The organism is Bradyrhizobium forestalis (genome assembly GCF_002795245.1).
GTDB classification, from domain to species: domain Bacteria; phylum Pseudomonadota; class Alphaproteobacteria; order Rhizobiales; family Xanthobacteraceae; genus Bradyrhizobium; species Bradyrhizobium forestalis.
This window is the reverse complement of the sequence record NZ_PGVG01000073.1, coordinates 1-17,335: the sequence shown is the minus strand read 5'-3', so window position 1 is coordinate 17,335 and position 17,335 is coordinate 1. Positions and strand designations below refer to the sequence as shown.

At 66.0% G+C, this 17,335-nt stretch carries 14 protein-coding genes; 11 read left to right on the top strand and 3 right to left on the bottom strand.

The features are described 5' to 3' along the window. Window positions 1-718: 718 nt before the first annotated feature. Both CVM73_RS37670 and CVM73_RS37665 read right to left on the bottom strand, forming a co-directional pair. Window positions 719-1,144, bottom strand: coding sequence for a universal stress protein (locus tag CVM73_RS37670; RefSeq protein WP_027577099.1), 426 nt, complete (start codon window positions 1,142-1,144; stop codon window positions 719-721). 57 nt (window positions 1,145-1,201) lie between these two features. Further along, a complete protein-coding gene (locus tag CVM73_RS37665) occupies window positions 1,202-1,738 on the bottom strand; it encodes a SixA phosphatase family protein (RefSeq protein ID WP_100236776.1) in 537 nt (178 codons plus the stop codon). A 92-nt stretch (window positions 1,739-1,830) separates the two neighbouring features. Between CVM73_RS37665 and CVM73_RS37660 the strand changes: the two genes are divergently transcribed. The 10 genes from CVM73_RS37660 (at window position 1,831) to CVM73_RS37615 (ending at window position 15,658) form a co-directional block, all read left to right on the top strand. Then, complete coding sequence (locus CVM73_RS37660; RefSeq protein WP_100236775.1) at window positions 1,831-3,288, top strand: NAD(P)/FAD-dependent oxidoreductase; 1,458 nt, start codon at window positions 1,831-1,833, stop codon at window positions 3,286-3,288. 87 nt (window positions 3,289-3,375) lie between these two features. After that, on the top strand, window positions 3,376-3,888 hold the full coding sequence (gene msrB, locus CVM73_RS37655; protein WP_167407291.1) for a peptide-methionine (R)-S-oxide reductase MsrB: 513 nt from the start codon (window positions 3,376-3,378) through the stop codon (window positions 3,886-3,888). A gap of 21 nt (window positions 3,889-3,909) precedes the next feature. Further along, on the top strand, window positions 3,910-4,107 hold the full coding sequence (locus tag CVM73_RS37650) for a hypothetical protein (RefSeq protein ID WP_146006734.1): 198 nt from the start codon (window positions 3,910-3,912) through the stop codon (window positions 4,105-4,107). A gap of 218 nt (window positions 4,108-4,325) precedes the next feature. Next, window positions 4,326-6,584, top strand: coding sequence for a flagellar hook-basal body complex protein (locus CVM73_RS37645; RefSeq protein WP_100236772.1), 2,259 nt, complete (start codon window positions 4,326-4,328; stop codon window positions 6,582-6,584). A 35-nt stretch (window positions 6,585-6,619) separates the two neighbouring features. Continuing rightward, complete coding sequence (flgK, locus tag CVM73_RS37640) at window positions 6,620-8,503, top strand: flagellar hook-associated protein FlgK (protein ID WP_100236771.1); 1,884 nt, start codon at window positions 6,620-6,622, stop codon at window positions 8,501-8,503. Window positions 8,504-8,524: 21 nt separating this feature from the next. Next, window positions 8,525-10,408, top strand: coding sequence for a flagellar protein (locus CVM73_RS37635; RefSeq protein WP_100236770.1), 1,884 nt, complete (start codon window positions 8,525-8,527; stop codon window positions 10,406-10,408). Between the two features lie 74 nt (window positions 10,409-10,482). After that, entirely contained in the window at window positions 10,483-11,268 is a 786-nt protein-coding gene (locus CVM73_RS37630; protein ID WP_100236769.1) for a hypothetical protein, read from the top strand. Window positions 11,269-11,278: 10 nt separating this feature from the next. Next, a complete protein-coding gene (locus CVM73_RS37625) occupies window positions 11,279-12,907 on the top strand; it encodes a hypothetical protein (RefSeq protein WP_208639289.1) in 1,629 nt (542 codons plus the stop codon). 1 nt (window position 12,908) lies between these two features. Further along, the gene (locus tag CVM73_RS37620) at window positions 12,909-14,162 is read left to right on the top strand and encodes an ATP-grasp domain-containing protein (RefSeq protein WP_100236767.1); all 1,254 of its coding nucleotides are present in this window, start codon (window positions 12,909-12,911) and stop codon (window positions 14,160-14,162) included. Then, window positions 14,159-15,658 (top strand): pyridoxal phosphate-dependent decarboxylase family protein, encoded by a 1,500-nt coding sequence (locus tag CVM73_RS37615; RefSeq protein ID WP_100236766.1) that lies wholly within the window; start codon window positions 14,159-14,161, stop codon window positions 15,656-15,658. The genes CVM73_RS37620 and CVM73_RS37615 overlap by 4 nt, the downstream gene beginning before the upstream one ends. Before the next feature lie 87 nt (window positions 15,659-15,745). Here CVM73_RS37615 and flbT read toward each other — a convergent pair whose 3' ends face one another. Then, entirely contained in the window at window positions 15,746-16,186 is a 441-nt protein-coding gene (flbT, locus tag CVM73_RS37610; RefSeq protein ID WP_100236765.1) for a flagellar biosynthesis repressor FlbT, read from the bottom strand. A gap of 320 nt (window positions 16,187-16,506) precedes the next feature. Here flbT and CVM73_RS37605 point away from each other — a divergent pair. Further along, on the top strand, window positions 16,507-17,335 hold an 829-nt coding region (locus tag CVM73_RS37605; protein WP_146006733.1), incomplete at its 3' end, for a DUF1522 domain-containing protein.

Sequence of the window (17,335 nt, the reverse complement as noted above, 5' to 3'; positions counted from 1 at the left end):
CCGCCAAAGGCGGTGGCGCGTCCAGCGCCAGCCTTGAGGCCGGCCGATCGGCGGTCTACTTCAGCACAGTTGCTCCCCGGGGAGCGATGCACTATTGCCCCCGTCGCCTTGCGGATGGCTGATGCGCGTGCCCGGTCGGACAGCACACATCACCACAAGACTTGGCGCACAGACCCCGGGCGCCAGGACCACACGATTTTGCCGTACGCGAACCGCACCTGTCGTTGGCACGAGGTCTTCGCTCACGGTTGCCCGCCCTGCGAAGCTTTTCGCGCCGGTGCAACTCACGTCCACCGCCGCCCAGCCCGCGTTCGTGACGATCGCGATACGCCCCTCTTCCTTGGGCCGGGTTGCGGCGAATATACGCAATTTCCGAATTTAGGTAAAGTGGGATATTTTCGGCGACCGGTATCGACCAACAGATGGCGTGTTTTGCCCGTCGGGCAACACAAGGTCTCGTAGCCCGGATGGAGTGCAAGCAACGCAGTCCAGGTCTTCTCGTCACCGATCCGCGGGTATCGCTACGCTCGCAACGGCGGGGTGAGGGGGAGCGATATGCTCCCCTCTCGTGTCCCGGACGCGCTGCAGCGCGTAGCGTTGCTGCGCAGAGCCGGGACCCAGCAAGCCACGCACTCGCTGCTGCATGGGCCCCGGCTCTGCAGCGCATCACTTCGTGCTGCGCAGCGTCCGGGGCACGAGAGCGGAGTTTGCTGCGCCCCTAGTGCCTCACCACCAGCACCGAGCACTTGGCGTAGCGCACGACGTGTCCGGCGTTGGAGCCGAGGAAGTAGGTGCGCATCGCCGGCCGGTGCGAGGTCATGACGATCAGGTCGGCCTTCATGTGCGCGGCTTCCTCCAGGATCTCGTGATAGATGCCGCCCTGGCGCACCACGCTGGAGATGCGGGAAGGCTCGATGCCGGATTCGCGCGCGACGATGGCGAGGGCCTCTTCCGAGGTCTGGCGCTGCTGCTCGTCGAAATCGGCCGGGACGTATTCGGCCAGCATCACCGGCGTCATCGGCAGCACGTTGAGCAGGCGCACGGTGCCGCTCCAGGTCTGCGACAACGTCGCCGCGGTCGCGATCGCCGGCTTGGCGAGATCGGTGTCGGCGAGGTCGATGGGCACGAGGATGGACTTGAACATCTGCGCCTCCCTAATGACCAAGCTGGACCAATCGGCCGAGACGGCGCCCGCGCGTCTCTAGCCCGATCGAAGCAGCTTGGGGCTGACGAACAGCACCAGCTTGCCGCGGCGGTAGGCCACGTCATCCCAATCCTTGACGTCAAAGTCGAAGATCGCAAGCCCCGCCGTGGGCAGGTTGTGGGCGAGCGCCCTGGCGCCATCAGGATCGCCGCCGCCGATCAGCATCAGGGCGATCTCGTGCATGCCGGGATTGTGGCCGATCAGCAGCAATCGCTTCGGATCGGCCGGGGCGGTTGCAGTGCGAATGGAGTCCAGGATCTGCGCGGGATCGGCGCCATAGAGTTCCGGCAGGACCTCGACCTGCGGCGCCGGGACGCGGTCCTTCATCGCCGCCCAGGCGATGTCCCAGGTCTGCCGGGCCCGCACGGCGTGCGACACCAGCACGGTATTGGGGAAGGGTGGATGGGAGGCGATCCAGTCGCCTATCTCCGCGGCGTCCCTGTGGCCGCGGTCGTCGAGCCGGCGGTCCTGGTCACGGCCGCTCGGTGCGTCGGTCTCGGTCTTGGCGTGACGCAGCAGCATCAAACGGCGCATGGCATTCTCGAATCGTTACGCATCCAGGATAATCTACAGGCGCCGGTTGAGGACAAGGTGACAGGCGCCCAGTTGGTATCTTAAGAAACGCTATGAGCGAGACTTTCACAAGCGTGTCCCAGGAAGAAGCCGGCTTTCGCGACCGCGCGCGGCTGTCGTTCGATCTCGATGCCGACATCTGCGTCATCGGCGCGGGGCTTGCCGGGCTTTCCATCGCGCTGGAAGCGGCCCGGCTGGGCGCCAGTGTCGCAGTGCTCGAGGGCCGCCATATCGGCTGGAACGCCTCCGGCAACCAGCTCGGCACCGTGATGCCGGGCTTTGCGCTGCCGCTCACCGACCTGATCGAGCGCATCGGCTTCGAAGATGCGCGCGAGTTGTGGACGCTGTCGAAGGAGGGCGCCGAATTCGTCCGCGCCAATGTCACGGAAGAGAACATGCCGGGGATCGCCAGAAGCGACGGCGTGCTGGAGGTCTCCAACGTCGACGCCGGCGACCGGCTGATCAGCCGGTTGCAGATGTTGAACGAGGATTTCGATACCGAGGTCGAGGGCTGGCAGGCCGATCGTGTTCGCGACGTGCTCAAGACCGATCGCTACTTCCACGGCGTGTATTACCCCAAAGCGTTCCAGGTCGACGGCCGGAAATATGTGCATGGCCTTGCGGCACTGGCGCGGCGGGCCGGCGCCCGCATCTTCGAGGACACGCCGGTGGTCAGCATCGATCATTCCGGCATCCGCAAGCGCATCGTCACGCCCACGGCGCGGCTGCGCGCCAGCCACATCGTGCTCGCGGGCAACATCCATCTCGGCGCGCCCTTGAGGCGCCTGTCGGAGACGCTGCTGCCGGTCTGGCGCTATGCCGGCATCACCGCGCCGCTCGGCGAGCGCTTGCATGAGATCATCGCCTTCAAGGGATCCGTGATGGATTCCGACGGCGTCGATCATTTCCGAATCGTCGATGGCGACCGGCTGATGTGGGAAAGCCCGGAGACCACCTGGGCGGCGCGTCCGCAGCGCTTCGCCGGCGCCGTCAGGAGGCGGATCCGCACGATCTTTCCCGAGCTCGGCAATGTCGAGATCACCGAGATGTTCGGCGGCGCCACCGGCCAGACCGTGCACGGCATGCCGCAGATCGGCCAGCTGCGCAAAGGCCTGTGGGTGGCGAGCGGGTTCGGCCGCCAGGGCATGAACACCTCCGCCATGGCCGGACAGATGATCGCGCGCAGCATCTTGTGGGGCGATGAGCGCTGGAAGCTGTTCTCGCCGTTCGAGCTGGTCTGGGCGGGCGGCGCCACGGGGCGCGTCGCCGGCCAGCTGGTCGGGATCTGGGGCAGGGCGAGCTCCGCCGCGGCAGGCGCGCTCGCCCGCTATCGCGAGCGCGCCAGGGTCAAGGACAGAGAACGCGAGGCGCGCCTCGCTGAAGCCAACCGGGCCGCCGGCACCGGTCCGCGTCGTCCCCCGGACGGCGTCCGGCCGCGACCGGCCCCGCCGCAGAAACCTGCGATCGAAGCCGCGGAACCGGTCGCGCACGACGACCGCGTCTCGCAATAAGTTGAGAGAAATTCCGCCCGGACGTGTAACGTCGGCCGACAGAAGCCCGTATCTCAGGGCGTGGATTTCCCGCGCACGGAGAATGACATGTTTGACCGCCGCATCCTGCTATCGACCGTCGCCGGCCTGTTTGGCCTTTCGGCCTTCCGCTGGCTGACAGCATCCCCCGCCGAGGCTGGCGAGAAGGCCGCGGAAACGTTCGAGATTGTGAAGACGGAGGCCGAATGGCGTGCCCAGCTCACGCCGCAGCAATATGAGATCCTGCGCAATCATGGCACCGAGCGGCCCGGCTCCAGCCCGCTGCTGAAGGAGCACCGCAAAGGCATCTTCGCCTGCGCCGGCTGCGACCTGCCGCTGTTTGCGTCAGAGACCAAGTTCGAGAGCGGCACGGGCTGGCCGAGCTTCTATGCGCCGATCGAGGGCAATGTCGGCAAGACCGAGGACCGCACCTACGGCATGGTCCGCACCGAGGTGCATTGCCGGCGCTGCGGCGGCCATCTCGGCCATGTCTTCGACGACGGTCCGAAGCCGACCGGATTGCGCTATTGTATCGACGGTTTCGGCCTGGTGTTCCACCCGGCCGCGGCGTCGGCGACGTAAGGCGGTCATTGGGAGCTTAAGGTGAGCAGGACGGCTTTGAAGTGGACGCTGTCCGGCTGCGTTGTTGTCTATGTTTTGCTCACGCTCGACGGCCTCACGGATGATGGCGAGACAAAAGCCATTCGGATCGCATTGTGGGTAACGATCTTGGGCCTTGCCGCGTGGCTGCTAATTACCCGCAAGAGGTCATCCGCAAATCAGGACACCAACAAGATCTAAACTGGCTGCAGGCTGACAGCACCCGGTGGCACCGGAACGACCGATCGTCCCGGCAATTGTTGCCGGCCCGGCAATTGTGCCCCGGTCCTCCGACCGGGGCATATTCATTCAAGTCATTGATTTCCTGAAGATACCCGCATTGGCATAGGCCTTGCGACGTCTCTTCCGACTGCGGCCATGGTCGACCGGCCGCCGAGATCGGATTTGGAGACAAAGTTATGGGTATCTTCGATGCAATGAACACCTCGGTGGGTGGCCTGCAGGCGCAGTCCTTCGCGCTTCAGAACATTTCCGGCAACATCGCGAACTCGTCCACCACCGGTTACAAGGGCATCGGCACCAGCTTCGTCGACCTCATTCCAGACTCGTCCGTGCCGAGCAAGCAGGTCGCGGGTGGCGTGACGGCCAACGCGAAAGCCACCATCACCACGCAGGGCACGATCTCGTCCTCTAGCGTCGCCACCAACATGGCGATCACCGGCGACGGCTTCTTCTCGATCCAGAAGGCGAGCGGCGTCGTCGACAACGTGCCGGTGTTCACCGGGGTGACCTACTACACGAGGCGTGGCGACTTCCAGCTCAATGCCAACGGCAATCTGGTCAACGGCGCCGGCTATTACCTGATGGGCGTCACGGTCGATCCGAAGACCGGCAACCCGACCGGCAGCGTGGCGAGCGTCCTGCAATTCCAGAACAACTTCATTCCGGCGCAGGCAACCACCTCGATCCAGTACGCGGCGAACCTGCCGACCCAGCCGAACACAGTGGCGAAAACGACCGCGTCGACCGGCACGCTGCTGGCGGCCGGCGGGCTGAACCCGTCGGATTTCGCGGCCAACCCGCTGCCGGTCGGCACGCCGCCGGCGCCCTACGCCAACGCAACGGTGTCAGGCGCGGCTGCGACCGGCAACATCCGCTCGGCCTACTCGTCGACGACCGGCACGGGCACGGTGGCGCTCCAGAACAATTCGTCGGCGGTGGCCTCTACCCCCACCACCCTCGACAACGCCGCCGGCACGCATCTCGCCTCCAGCATTCTCACCGCGCTGAGCGGCCAGACGCTGACCATCAACGGCAACACGATCACCTTCAACGGCGGCACCACGGTCTCGACGGTCGGCAGCAACACCACGATCGGTCTCGGTGCGGGCACGACGGCGACGGTGGCCGACATCCTGAACGCGATCCAGACTGCCGGCGGCGCCGGCGTCACGGCTTCGCTCTCGGTCAGCGGCAATATCCAGATCTCGACCGGCACCGGCACTGACGTCGCGGTCGGCAGCGGCACGGCCGCCACCGCGCTCGGCATCAGCAGCGTGACGCGCGGCGGCAACGTGCTGTCCTCGCCCGCGATCTCGGGCGCGACGGTGCTGAGCGGCCCTGCGACCGCCGGCGGCGCCCAGGTGCTCACATCCGGCTTTTCGGGCGGCGATACCATCACCGTCAACGGTCAGACATTGACGTTCGTAGCGCCGCCCGCGACCCCGTCCGGCCCTAACCAGATCGGTACCACCGACAACGTCACGACGCTGCTCGGCAAGATCGACGCGCTCTCCGGCGCCTCGGGGTCGTCGGTCAGCAGCGGCGGCGTGATCACGCTGAACACCGGCACTGTCTCGAACCTGACGGTGTCCAGCTCCAACAGCGCCGCCTTCTCGGCGCTCGGCTTCACCTCGACCATCACCAAGAATCGCGACGGTGGCGGCACCGCCGGCACCGGCGGCGTGATCGGCAACGACATTGCCACCTTCACCAAGGAATCGATCAGCGGCGGCGCGGTGACCGCCTACAACGCCGCCGGCACGCCGGTGAACCTGCAATTGCGCTGGGCCAAGACCGACAGCGCCTCGCTGGGCGCGGGCCATTCCGATAGCTGGAACCTGTTCTACCAGACCGATCCGAACGCGACCGGCACCACCGTCGGCTGGGTCAATACCGGCCAGACCTTCACCTTTGCCGCCGACGGCTCGCTGACCTCGCCGAGCGGCTCGGGCATCACCATCAACAACGTCACCGTCAGCGGCCAGTCGCTCGGCTCGGTCGCCTTCAACATCTCCTCGGGCGGACTGACGCAATATGCCAGCACCAGCGGCGCGGTGACCATCAACACCATCACCCAGAACGGCTATGCCGCCGGTCAGCTGCGCTCGGTCGCCGTCAACAACAATGGCACCGTGGTCGGGACGTTCTCGAACGGCCAGAACCTCAACCTCGCCCAGGTGCAGCTGTCGCATTTCAACGGCACCAACTACCTGAAGGCGCTCGATGGCGGCGCCTATGCCGCGACTGAACAGTCGGGAGACGCCATCGACGGCGCCTCGGGCACCATCAGCGGCTCGTCGCTGGAAGGCTCCAACACCGACATCGCCGACGAATTCACCAAGCTGATCGTGACCCAGCAGGCCTATTCGGCCAACACCAAGGTGATCACGACCGCGAATTCGATGGTGCAGGACCTCTTGAACGTGTTGCGCTGATCGGCGCGTGACGTAACCAAAGGCGGGTCAGTGATATGGGTTTGAGTTCAGCCCTCGCCAGTGCGATGAGCGGCCTGCGTGCCAACCAGGCCGCGCTCTCGATCGTCTCCTCGAACGTCGCCAATGCGCAGACGCCGGGTTACGTCGTCCAGACGCCGAACCAGATCGAGGTCACCACCGGCGAGTTCGGCTCGACGGCGATGACGACCGGCGTCAGCCGCGAGCTCGACACCTTTGTGCTGAACCAGCTGCGGACCGAGACCGGCGGCAGCGGCTACGCCGACCAGATGGCCAACATCCTGAAGCAGCTTCAGAATGTCTATGGCACGCCCGGCAATGCCGGCACGCTCGAAAGCGCGCTCAACAAGTTCACCACGGCGCTCCAGGCGCTCTCGACCAGCTCGGGCGCGTCGTCGGCGCAGACCGTCGCGCTGGGTGCCGCGCAGGCCTTGGCGCAGCAGCTCAACGTCACCACCAAGGGCATCCAGTCGCTGCGCTCCAACGTCGAGCAGGACCTCGGCAACTCGGCGCAAGCCGCGAATGCGGCGATGAAGCAGATCGCTGATATCAACACCAAGCTTCAGGGCCTGTCGGCGAACGACCCCTCGGCCGCCACGCTGATGGACCAGCGTGACCAGGCCATCAACACGCTGTCGAAATATGTCGACGTTCGCGTCACCACCGACGGTTCGAACCAGGCCAACATCTACACCACGACCGGCATCCAGCTGGTCGGCGCCGGGCTCGCCTCGGAATTCTCCTTTGCCTCCGCCGGCGCGCTGTCGGCGACCTCGCTCTACAACATCGATCCGGCCAAGTCCGGCGTCGGCGCGTTCAACATCAAGCTGCCGAACGGCTCGCAGGTCGACGTCGTCGCCAACAACGTGGTGTCTTCCGGCCAGATCGCGGCCGATCTGAAGCTGCGCGACCAGACGCTGGTGCAGGCGCAGAACCAGCTCGACCAGCTCGCCGCCACGATGGCGAGCGCGCTGTCCGACAAGACCACGGCCGGCAGCACGGTCTCCGGTCCGCCGGCCGGGTTCGATCTCGACCTCGCCGGGGCGGCGCCGGGCAACACCGTCAACATCACCTACACGGACACGGCCACCAACACGCAGCGCCAGATCACGCTGGTCAACGTGACCGACCCGGCCGCGCTGCCGCTCCAGAATGAGACGAACGCCAACCCGATGCGGATCGGCGTCAACTTCTCCGGCGGCATGGGCGCGATCGCCTCTGCGCTCAACACCGCCTTGTCAGGCTCGCATCTGTCGTTCTCCGCCGCCCCGTCGCCGGCGACAGCCACGACGCTGCGGGTGACCGACGACAACACCGGTCTTGCCAAGGTCAATTCGGCTTCGACCACCAAGACGATCTCGTCGCTGACCTCGGGCAATCCGCAGCTGCCGCTGTTCACCGATGGCGGGCAGGCGCTCTACACCGGCGCGATCACGGCATCGGGCTCGCAGATGACCGGCCTCGCCGGGCGCATCGCCGTGAACACCCAGCTGGTTTCCGATCCGACCCGGCTGTCGGTCTACAACACCTCGCCGGTGACGCCCGCGGGCGACACCACGCGTTCGGACTATCTCTATTCGCAGCTCACCAGTGCGGTGTTCTCCTATTCGCCGCAGAGCGGCCTCGGCTCGGCGAGCCAGCCCTTCACCGGCAGCGTCTCGAACTACCTCCAGCAGTTCTTGAGCGTCCAGGCCAACGCCGCGACCCAGGCGACCCAGCTGCAGCAGGGCCAGAGCGTCGTGGTCTCGACGCTCCAGGCCAAGTTCGACTCGACCTCCAAGGTCAATCTGGACACGGAGATGTCGAGCCTGATCCAGCTTCAGAATGCCTATGCCGCCAACGCCCACGTCATGTCGGTGGTGCAAAGCATGATGAACACGTTGATCCAGGCTCAACGGTAAGAAGTAACAGGGCTCTGAAAGATGTCGATCAGCAGCATCAACTACTCTTCGTCGATTCTCGGCGCGCAGATCCGCAACATCAACCAGCAGCTCACCGACCTGTCGACGCAGCTTTCGACCGGCAAGCTGTCGCAGAACTATTCCGGCATGGGCACCAACGAGGGCTTCGCCATCGCCGGGCGCGCGCAGCTCTCCAACATCGCCGCCTATACCGACACGATCACCAACGTCAATGTCAGCATCAACCTCGCCAATACCGCGCTCCAATCGCTGACGAAGATCCGCAGCACGGTGCAGACGGGCTCGGCCTCTACCGCGCAGGATCTCAACGTCAACGGCCAGACCGTCGCGCAGAACACCGCCGCCGCGCAGTTCGGCTCGATGGTCGGCGTCCTCAACACGCAGACCGGCAGCCGCTATCTGTTCTCCGGGACGGCCGTCAACACCCAGTCGGTCGCGGATGCCGGCGACATCATCAACGGCACCACGACGCAGGCCGGCTTCAAGACCGTCATGGCGGAGCGCCAGGCCGCCGACTTGGGGGCCAACGGCATGGGGCGGCTGGTGCAGACGCAGCCGACGCCGAGCTCGGTGCAGGTGTCAGAGGACGTCGCCGGATCGCCGTTCGGGCTCAAGATCAAGGCGGTGTCCTCGACCCTGACGGGCGCGACCGTCACCGGCCCCAGCGGCTCGCCGGTGTCGTTCTCGGTCGATCTCAACGGTGTCAACCCGAACAACGGCGACAAGCTGAGCGTCCAGTTCACGCTGCCGGACGGCACGATCGAGCAGATCGACCTGACCGCGTCCTCGGCCACGCCGACGCCGCTCGGCAGCTTTGCGATCGACGCGAGTACCCCCGTCAATCCGAACAACACCGCCGCGAACCTCAACACGGCGCTGAACACCGCGATCACCAAGCTTGCCAACACCTCGCTGGTCGCGGCATCCGCGGTCGTCGCTGGCGACAATTTCTTCAACACCGCGAGCTCGGCGATCGGCACGCCCGTCAACAACCAGGCGGCGCCGCCGGCCCCCGTGACCGGCGCGACGGCGCTATCAGGCGCGAGCCCCTCGGACTCGATCTCGCCGGGCTTCGTCGCGGGCGACACCATCACCGTCAACGGCACCACGCTGACCTTCGTCAGCTCGGGTGCGACCGGCAACCAGCTCAACGTCACCGACAGCGTCCAGACCCTGCTCAGCAAGATCGACCAGATCACCGGGACGTCGAAGCCCTCGACGGTCCATGGCGGCTCGATCACGATCAACACCGACGATGCGGCGAGCCTCAACATCACGACTTCGAACACCGGCGCGCTGAGTGCGCTCGGTTTCAGCTCGACGCCCGTCACCGCCACCCAGCCGCCGCTGCGCGTTGGCTCCTCGCCGGCGAGCTCGGCGACGACGCTGGTGAACGGCTCGGCCACCACCGTGAAGTGGTACCTCGGCAATGACGGGCCCGGCTCGCCGCGCTCGACCGCGATGGCGCGGGTCGACGATGCCGTCACGGTGCAGTATGGCGCCCAGGCGAACGAGGATGCGATTCGCCGGCAGTTGCAGGCGATCGCGGTGTTCGGGACCTTCTCGACCTCGCCGACCGGGCAATATTCGGGCGGGCAGGTCTCGGCGCTGAGCCTGCGGGTGACGCAGGCGCTGACGCAACAGCCGGGGCAGCAGCGCATCGAGGACATCCAGACCGACATCGCGATGGCCCAGAACACGATGAAGGACGCGAGCACGCGGCAGACCCAGGCCAAGGCGCAGCTCCAGACCATCATCGACCAGGCGGAATCGGCTTCGCCCGACCAGGTCGCGAGCGAGATCCTGGCGCTCCAGAACGCGTTGCAGGCGTCCTACCAGGTGACCTCGAACCTGGCGCAGCTTTCGCTCGTCAAGTTCCTGTAAGAGGCCGCGTTAAGACGCCGTTAACCATGCCTGTTTACCTCTTGGTGAGGATTGCAGCGGGGGCGGAGCGGTCGATGTCGGACAAGATGCAGCTGGTGGTGGCGACGCCTTGCTTCGGCGGGCAGGTGTCGAGCATCTATGCGAGCTCGATCTTTGCGCTCCAGCGCGCCGTGCACGGCATGTCCAATCTCGAGCTCAAGGTGCATCTGCGCGACGGCGATGCGCTGATCACGCGGGCGCGGGCCAACCTGGTCGCGATGTTCCTGGACGATCCCAGGGCGACGCATTTCCTGTTCATCGATGCCGATATCGGGTTCAAGCCGGAGCAGGTGTTCCGGCTGATCGAATGCGGCGCGGACGTCGTGGCCGGCTGCTATCCGATCAAGCGGGTCAACTGGGACAAGGCCGCGCGTGCGATCCAGTCGGGCCGGGCCGACGTGCCGGCCGCCTCGCTCGACTACGTGCTCGAGATCGAGGATCCCGACCGCATCGTGGTGGTCAACGGCTTTACCCGCGTGCGTTATGCCGGCACGGGGTTCCTGATGATCCGGCGCCACGTGCTGGAGGCGATGTGCCGCCACCCGGACTATGCGAGCCTGCAATTCTTCCGCGAGCATTCGCACGATACGCTTGTCGCGAGCCCGAACCGGTTCGCGCTGTTCGAATGCATGATCGATCCGGCAACCGGCACGTATCTGTCCGAGGACTTCGCCTTCTGCAAGCGCTGGACCGATATCGGCGGCGAGATCTGGGCCGACATTCAGAGCTCGCTCGATCACGTCGGGCCGTCGGTGTTCCGCGGCGACATCGCCTCGCAATTCGCAGCCGTGCCTGCGGCGGCGGCCGATGCCGCGGCGTGAGCGGTCCGGAATGAGCGCCGGCACATCCCGTTTGTCAGAGACGGAGCGCGCGTCCGACGGCGGTTCGCGCTATCGTCTGCGCGATCTCTTCACGCCCCTCGATACGCTGCTCGTCTCCGGCGGAGATCCGCGGCTCGCGCTCGATCCCAGGGAGCGCGTCAGCGCCTATGGCTGCGCGGCTTTACCGGAGCCGGAGATCTGGAATTTCGCCTCCTCGACCGCATCGACGATCTCGCAAGCGGCCTACGACCGTGCCGCGCGGGCGCGCGAAGAGCTGATGCACAAGTGCCTGTTCGACGAGGTCGAGATCGCGTTCGATGCGCGGTGCGAGGACATGCGCGACGAGTTGCGCGGTCACCTCCAGCTCTCGCCGCGCGTCGACGTGGTGTTCTCGCCGTCCGGCACGGACTCGCAGCTCCACGCCCTGTTCCTGGCGCGCGCGGTGCTCGGCGCGCCGCCGGTGACGATCGTGGTCGGCGCCGAGCAGACCGGCAGCGGCACGGCCCATACTGCGCGTGGACATCATTTCGGCGCCATGACGGCGAGCGGCGTTGCGGTTCGCAAGGACGGCGCGGTTGCCGGACTCGCCGGCGCAAGTCTTGCGTTGCCACTGTGCGAAGGCGCGCCCGGGATCGCCATGCGCGCGGACGCTGATGCCGCGGTGCTGCATGCGGTCGAGACCACGATCGCGCAGGGCGCACCCGTGCTGCTCCAGATCATGGATTCCTCGAAGCTCGGATGGCGTGCACCGAGCGCGGCCTGCCTCGAGGAGATCGCGCGGCGCTGGCCGCGCAAGGTCCAGATCGTCGTCGACGCCTGCCAGGCCAGGCTCGGCCGCCGCCGGCTGCGCGCCTATCTCGACCGCGGCTATATGGTGCTGATGACCGGCTCGAAATTCTTCGGCGGGCCTGCCTTCAGCGGCGCGCTGCTGGTGCCGAAGGGCCTCTCGCGGTCGCTCGATCGGGTGCAGGGAATCGCGCCTGGTATCTTCGACTACGCCGGCCGTTGCGATTGGCCGATGGCCTGGACGGCGCTGCGCTCGCGGTTCGAACGCCGTCCGAATTTCGGTCAATGGCTGCGCTGGGAGGCGGCGCTGGCCGAGATCGGCAGCTACTACGCCGTACCCGGGGCCTTTCGCGCCGCGATGCTCGCCGAGCTTGCCGCCGGCATCGACAGCATGATCGCGTTGTCGCCGTCGTTGCGCGCTGTTCCAGCCGCGCTCCACACGGCCGGCGTCGACGACGAGGAATTCGCGCACGCCACGATCTTTCCGTTCACGCTGCTGCGCGACGGCAAGCCGGTCTCGATTGCCGAGACGGCGGCCGTTCATCGCGCGCTGGTGCGTGACATGAGCGAAGAGGTCAGCGGCAGCGCAGCCGACCGCGACGTCGCGGCGCAGCGCTGCCTGATCGGCCAGCCGGTCCGGCTGGGGCGGCAGGACGAGACGCCGCAGGCGGTGCTGCGCCTCTGCGTCGGCGCACGGCTCGTGACGGAGGCCTGGTCACCGGACAGGACGGAGGCGCAACGCAATGTGCAGCATGTTCTCGATCGCATCGCCCACGTCCTGGTGAAGATCGAGCTGCTGCTCGACCGTGGCGCAGCCGTGGCCGCGCCGGTCAAGTCTGCGTTCGAGGTGTGAGATGCAGCATTCAATTTCCGCGCCGATCGGCTTGAGCGCGGCGAACTATGCCGACCGTATCGGCTTTGCGCAGCTGACGCGCCAGGCCTTCGAAGGCGTCGATCTGCATCCGTTGCGCGACCAGCTCGTGGCGCGGATCGCGGCGGGGACGGCGCTCGCGGGCGAAGGGCTGGATCTGTCGTTGATCACCCAGCTTCTGGGCGACAAGGATCAGGGGCTTGCGATCCAGTCCGAGGTGCTGGCCTTCCATCAATTGTTCCGCACGCCCAGCGCGGCCCCGAAGCCGGGCTTGCGCGTGCTCGCGCTTGCAGCCGACATCGACATGGGCGGCAACACGCCGATCGATTTCCTGCTCGAAGGCTCCGACGTCGAGCTGCTGACCCTCTATGTGGTCAAGGGCGTCGGTCTGCCGGAAAGCTTGCCCGAGCACGACGTTGCCATCGTGGTCGCGTCGGATTCCGAGGAATGCCGTGAGGCGCTCGCGCTGATCGAAAAGGCCGCGCCGCACTGGCCGCGGCCACTGCTCAATCGCCCCGATCGCATCGGCAATCTCGATCGCGACAAGCTGTATCGGCTGCTGACTGGTGTGCCGGGTCTGGACATTCCCGCGACCATCCACGCAACGCGCGCGCAATTGTCCGATCTTGCGCGAGGCCAGATCGCCTGCGGGGACATCGCAGGCGAATTGCGCTTTCCGATCATCGCGCGGCCGCGCGGCTCGCATGCCGGCGTCGGGCTCGCGAAGCTCGACGATGCGGCGGCGCTCGCGGCCTATCTCGCTGATCGGAAAGAGCAGGACTTCTTCGTCGCACGCTTCGTCGACTATGTGAGCCCGGACGGGCTCTACCGCAAATATCGTCTCGCCATGGTCGACGGCAAGCCTTACGCCTGCCACATGGCGATCGCCGATCGCTGGGACATCTGGTATCTCAACGCCTACATGGCATTCAGCGAGGAGAAGCGGGCCGAGGAAGCCGTCTTCATGCGCGACTTCGACCACGCCTTCGCCGTTCGTCATAGAAGCGCGCTCGAAGAGATGAGCCGGCGCGTCGGGCTCGATTATTTCATCGTCGATTGCGCCGAGAACGAGCAGCGCGAGCTGCTGGTGTTCGAGGCCGACAACACCGCTGTCGTGCACAACATGGATTCGCCAGCCGTGTTTCCTTACAAGCCGCCGCAGATGCGCAAGATCTTTGCTGCGTTCACGGCGATGCTGTCGCGGCATGCAAGGACGGGCAAGGAGAGCGCAGCATGAACGAGATCATCCGCAACACGCAAAGCTCCATCACGAGCACTTCGCTCGATCCGCAGGACTGGAGCGAATTTCGCGCGCTGGCCCATCGCATGCTGGACGAGACGATCGACGGCATTGCCAACGTTCGGGCGCGCCCCGTCTGGCGGCCGATCCCCGATGACGTCCGTGCGGCATTCAGGGCCGACGTGCCGCGCGAGCCGAGCGACCTCGCCGAGGTCTATCGCGAGTTCTCCGAGCGTGTCGCGCCCTATGCGACCGGCAACGTCCATCCCGGCTTCATGGGCTGGGTGCATGGCGGCGGCACCGCGGTCGGCATGCTCGCGGACATGCTTGCGGCAGGCCTCAACGCCAATCTCGGCGGGCGCGACCACATGCCGATCGAGGTCGAGCGCCAGATCGTCGACTGGATGCGCCGCCTGTTCGCCTTCCCCGAGAGCGCAAGCGGCATCTTCGTCACGGGCACCTCGATGGCCAATCTGATGGCAGTTCTGGTGGCGCGCACAGCTGCGCTCGGCACGCTGGCGCGGCAGCATGGCATCGGCAATGACGGTGCGCTGCTCACGGCCTACACGTCGCAGGCTGCGCATGGCTGCGTCTCCAGGGCGATGGACGTTGCCGGGTTCGGCACCGATGCGCTGCGCAAAATCGATGTCGATGCCGATCATCGCATCGACGTTGCCGCGCTGCGCGCGCAGATCGCTGTTGATCGCGAGGTCGGCTTCAAGCCTTTCCTGGTGGTCGCCTCCGCCGGTACGGTCGACATCGGCGCGATCGACGACCTCAGGGCAATTGCTGAGCTGTGCCGCGAGGAAGGAATCTGGTTTCACGTCGACGGCGCTTTCGGTGCGCTCGCGATCTTGTCACCCGCGCTTGCGCCGCTGCTCGGTGGCATCGAGCTCGCGGATTCAATTGCACTCGACTTCCACAAATGGGGACAGGTGCCTTACGACGCGGGCTTCCTGCTGGTGCGCGACGGCGAGCAGCATCGGCAGGCCTTTGCGCAGCCGGCGGCTTATCTGCGCCGCGAGGCGAGGGGGCTTGCCGCGGGCGCGGTCTGGCCCTGCGATCTCGGCCCCGATCTGTCGCGCGGCTTTCGTGCGCTGAAGACGTGGTTCACGCTGAAGACGTTCGGCACCGATCGGCTTGGTGCGGCGATCGCGCGAAGCTGCGCGCTGGCGAAATATCTCGAGGCGCGCGTGCTGGCCGAACCTCGGCTGGAATTGCTGGCGCCGGTCAATCTCAACATCGTCTGCTTCCGCTACCGTGCCGATGATGCGGTCAATCGCGAGATCGTCGCCGACGTCCAGGAGTCCGGCGTCGCGGCGCCGTCGAGCACGACGCTGGACGGCAGGTTTGCGATCCGCGCCGCGATCGTCAATCACCGCACCGACGAGTCCGACATCGATGCGCTGGTCGCGGCCGTGCTGGAGTTCGGCGGACGGCGGAGCAGCGGCGCGCTGGTCGAGGTCGAGGCGCCGCCGCTCGCGGCGCAGTAGCATTGATGCATGCCTGAAATAACGACGGCCCCGGAGGCGATCCGGGGCCGTTGTCGTTCGCGTGGCTTGGGCACGCGAAAGCGTGTATCAGGCGGCGGAGCTCACGTCGGCCTTGTCCGCTTCCGCCTTGGGATGCGCGGCCGCGTACTGATCCCGCAGCTTCTCTTCATAGGCAATCAGCTTGCGGGCGTCCTTCAGCGCCCGGTAGAGGTCGCCGTTCAGGATGTTGTTGTTGATGCCTTCGATGATCGGCCAGGAGCTCGGCACCGCGGTGACGATGTCGCGCACCAGGTTGAAATAGGTGCCGTGCTGGGTCTGCGGATCCGGTGAGATGTACATGAGCTGGACCGCCAGATAGACCAGCTTGGCGGGCGTATCGGCGGTCTCCGGCGTGAGGATGTCGCGCTCGCGCAGGATCGGCACGTTGTCGCCGTCGATCAGGAGACGGGCGCGCTGGTCCGTGTTGGTAATCACGCAGTTGCCGACGATGATGCGTTCGTGCGGTCTGAGCTCGACCTTGAGGGCCATGCCTGTTCTCCATCAACGCTTTCGTAACCGAGCGTTCGTTGCGGCTCATCAAGGCCTGATTCTCGCTTGGAAGTAGTTAACGAGCTGTAAATCGCCGACGTTCGTGCGAAAAAACTTAGCATTGTCAAGATGATAGGTGTTCTGTGGTGCGGCGGTGTGGGCAGCTCCCACACCCGAATCATGCGCGACCCAGCAAAACCACGGGGTTCATTTCATGTTTCGTTAGAGGTCTCGGCGCCACGGTCCGCCGGTCGCTGGGTCAATCTCGATCCAAGCAGACGCGTAACAGTAGCGTCGTTTACCAGAAAGGTAACAGAGTCATGTCCGGTATCGTTCTCTCCGCATCGGTTCGTCAGAACCTGCTCTCCCTCCAGTCCACCGCTGACCTCCTCGCCACCACGCAGAATCGTCTGTCGACCGGCAAGAGCGTCAACTCGGCCCTGGACAATCCCACCAACTTCTTCACCGCCCAGTCTCTCGACAACCGCGCCAGCGACATCAACAACCTGCTCGACGGCATCGCCAACGGCGTGCAGGTGCTGCAGGCCGCCAACACCGGCATCACCTCGCTGCAGAAGCTGATCGACAGCGCCAAGTCGATCGCCAACCAGGCGCTGCAGACCACAGTCGGCTACTCCACCAAGTCGAACGTCTCCGCCACCATCGCGGGTGCGACGGCGGCTGACCTGCGTGGCACGACTTCGTTCGCCAGCGCAACCGCGAGCAGCAACGTGGTGTATAGCGGCGCGGCCGGCGGCACCACCGCGGCGACCGGCACCACGACGCTCGGCGCCACCATCGGCTCGTTCACGGGCACCGCGGCAACGGCCGGCGACGGCACCACCGCCCTAACCGGCACCATCACCCTGATCGCCACCAACGGCACCACCGCGACCGGCCTCGTCGGCAACGCCCAGCCCGCCGACGGCGACACGCTGACCGTGAACGGCAAGACCATCACCTTCCGTTCGGGCTCTGCTCCGGCGTCGAGCGCGGTTGCGTCCGGTTCGGGCGTCAGCGGTAATCTCGTCACCGACGGCAACGGCAACACCACCGTCTATCTCGGCACCGCCGGTACTCCGGCTGCGACCGTCAACGATCTGTTGACCGCGGTCGATCTCGCCAGCGGCGTCAAGACGGCTTCCATCA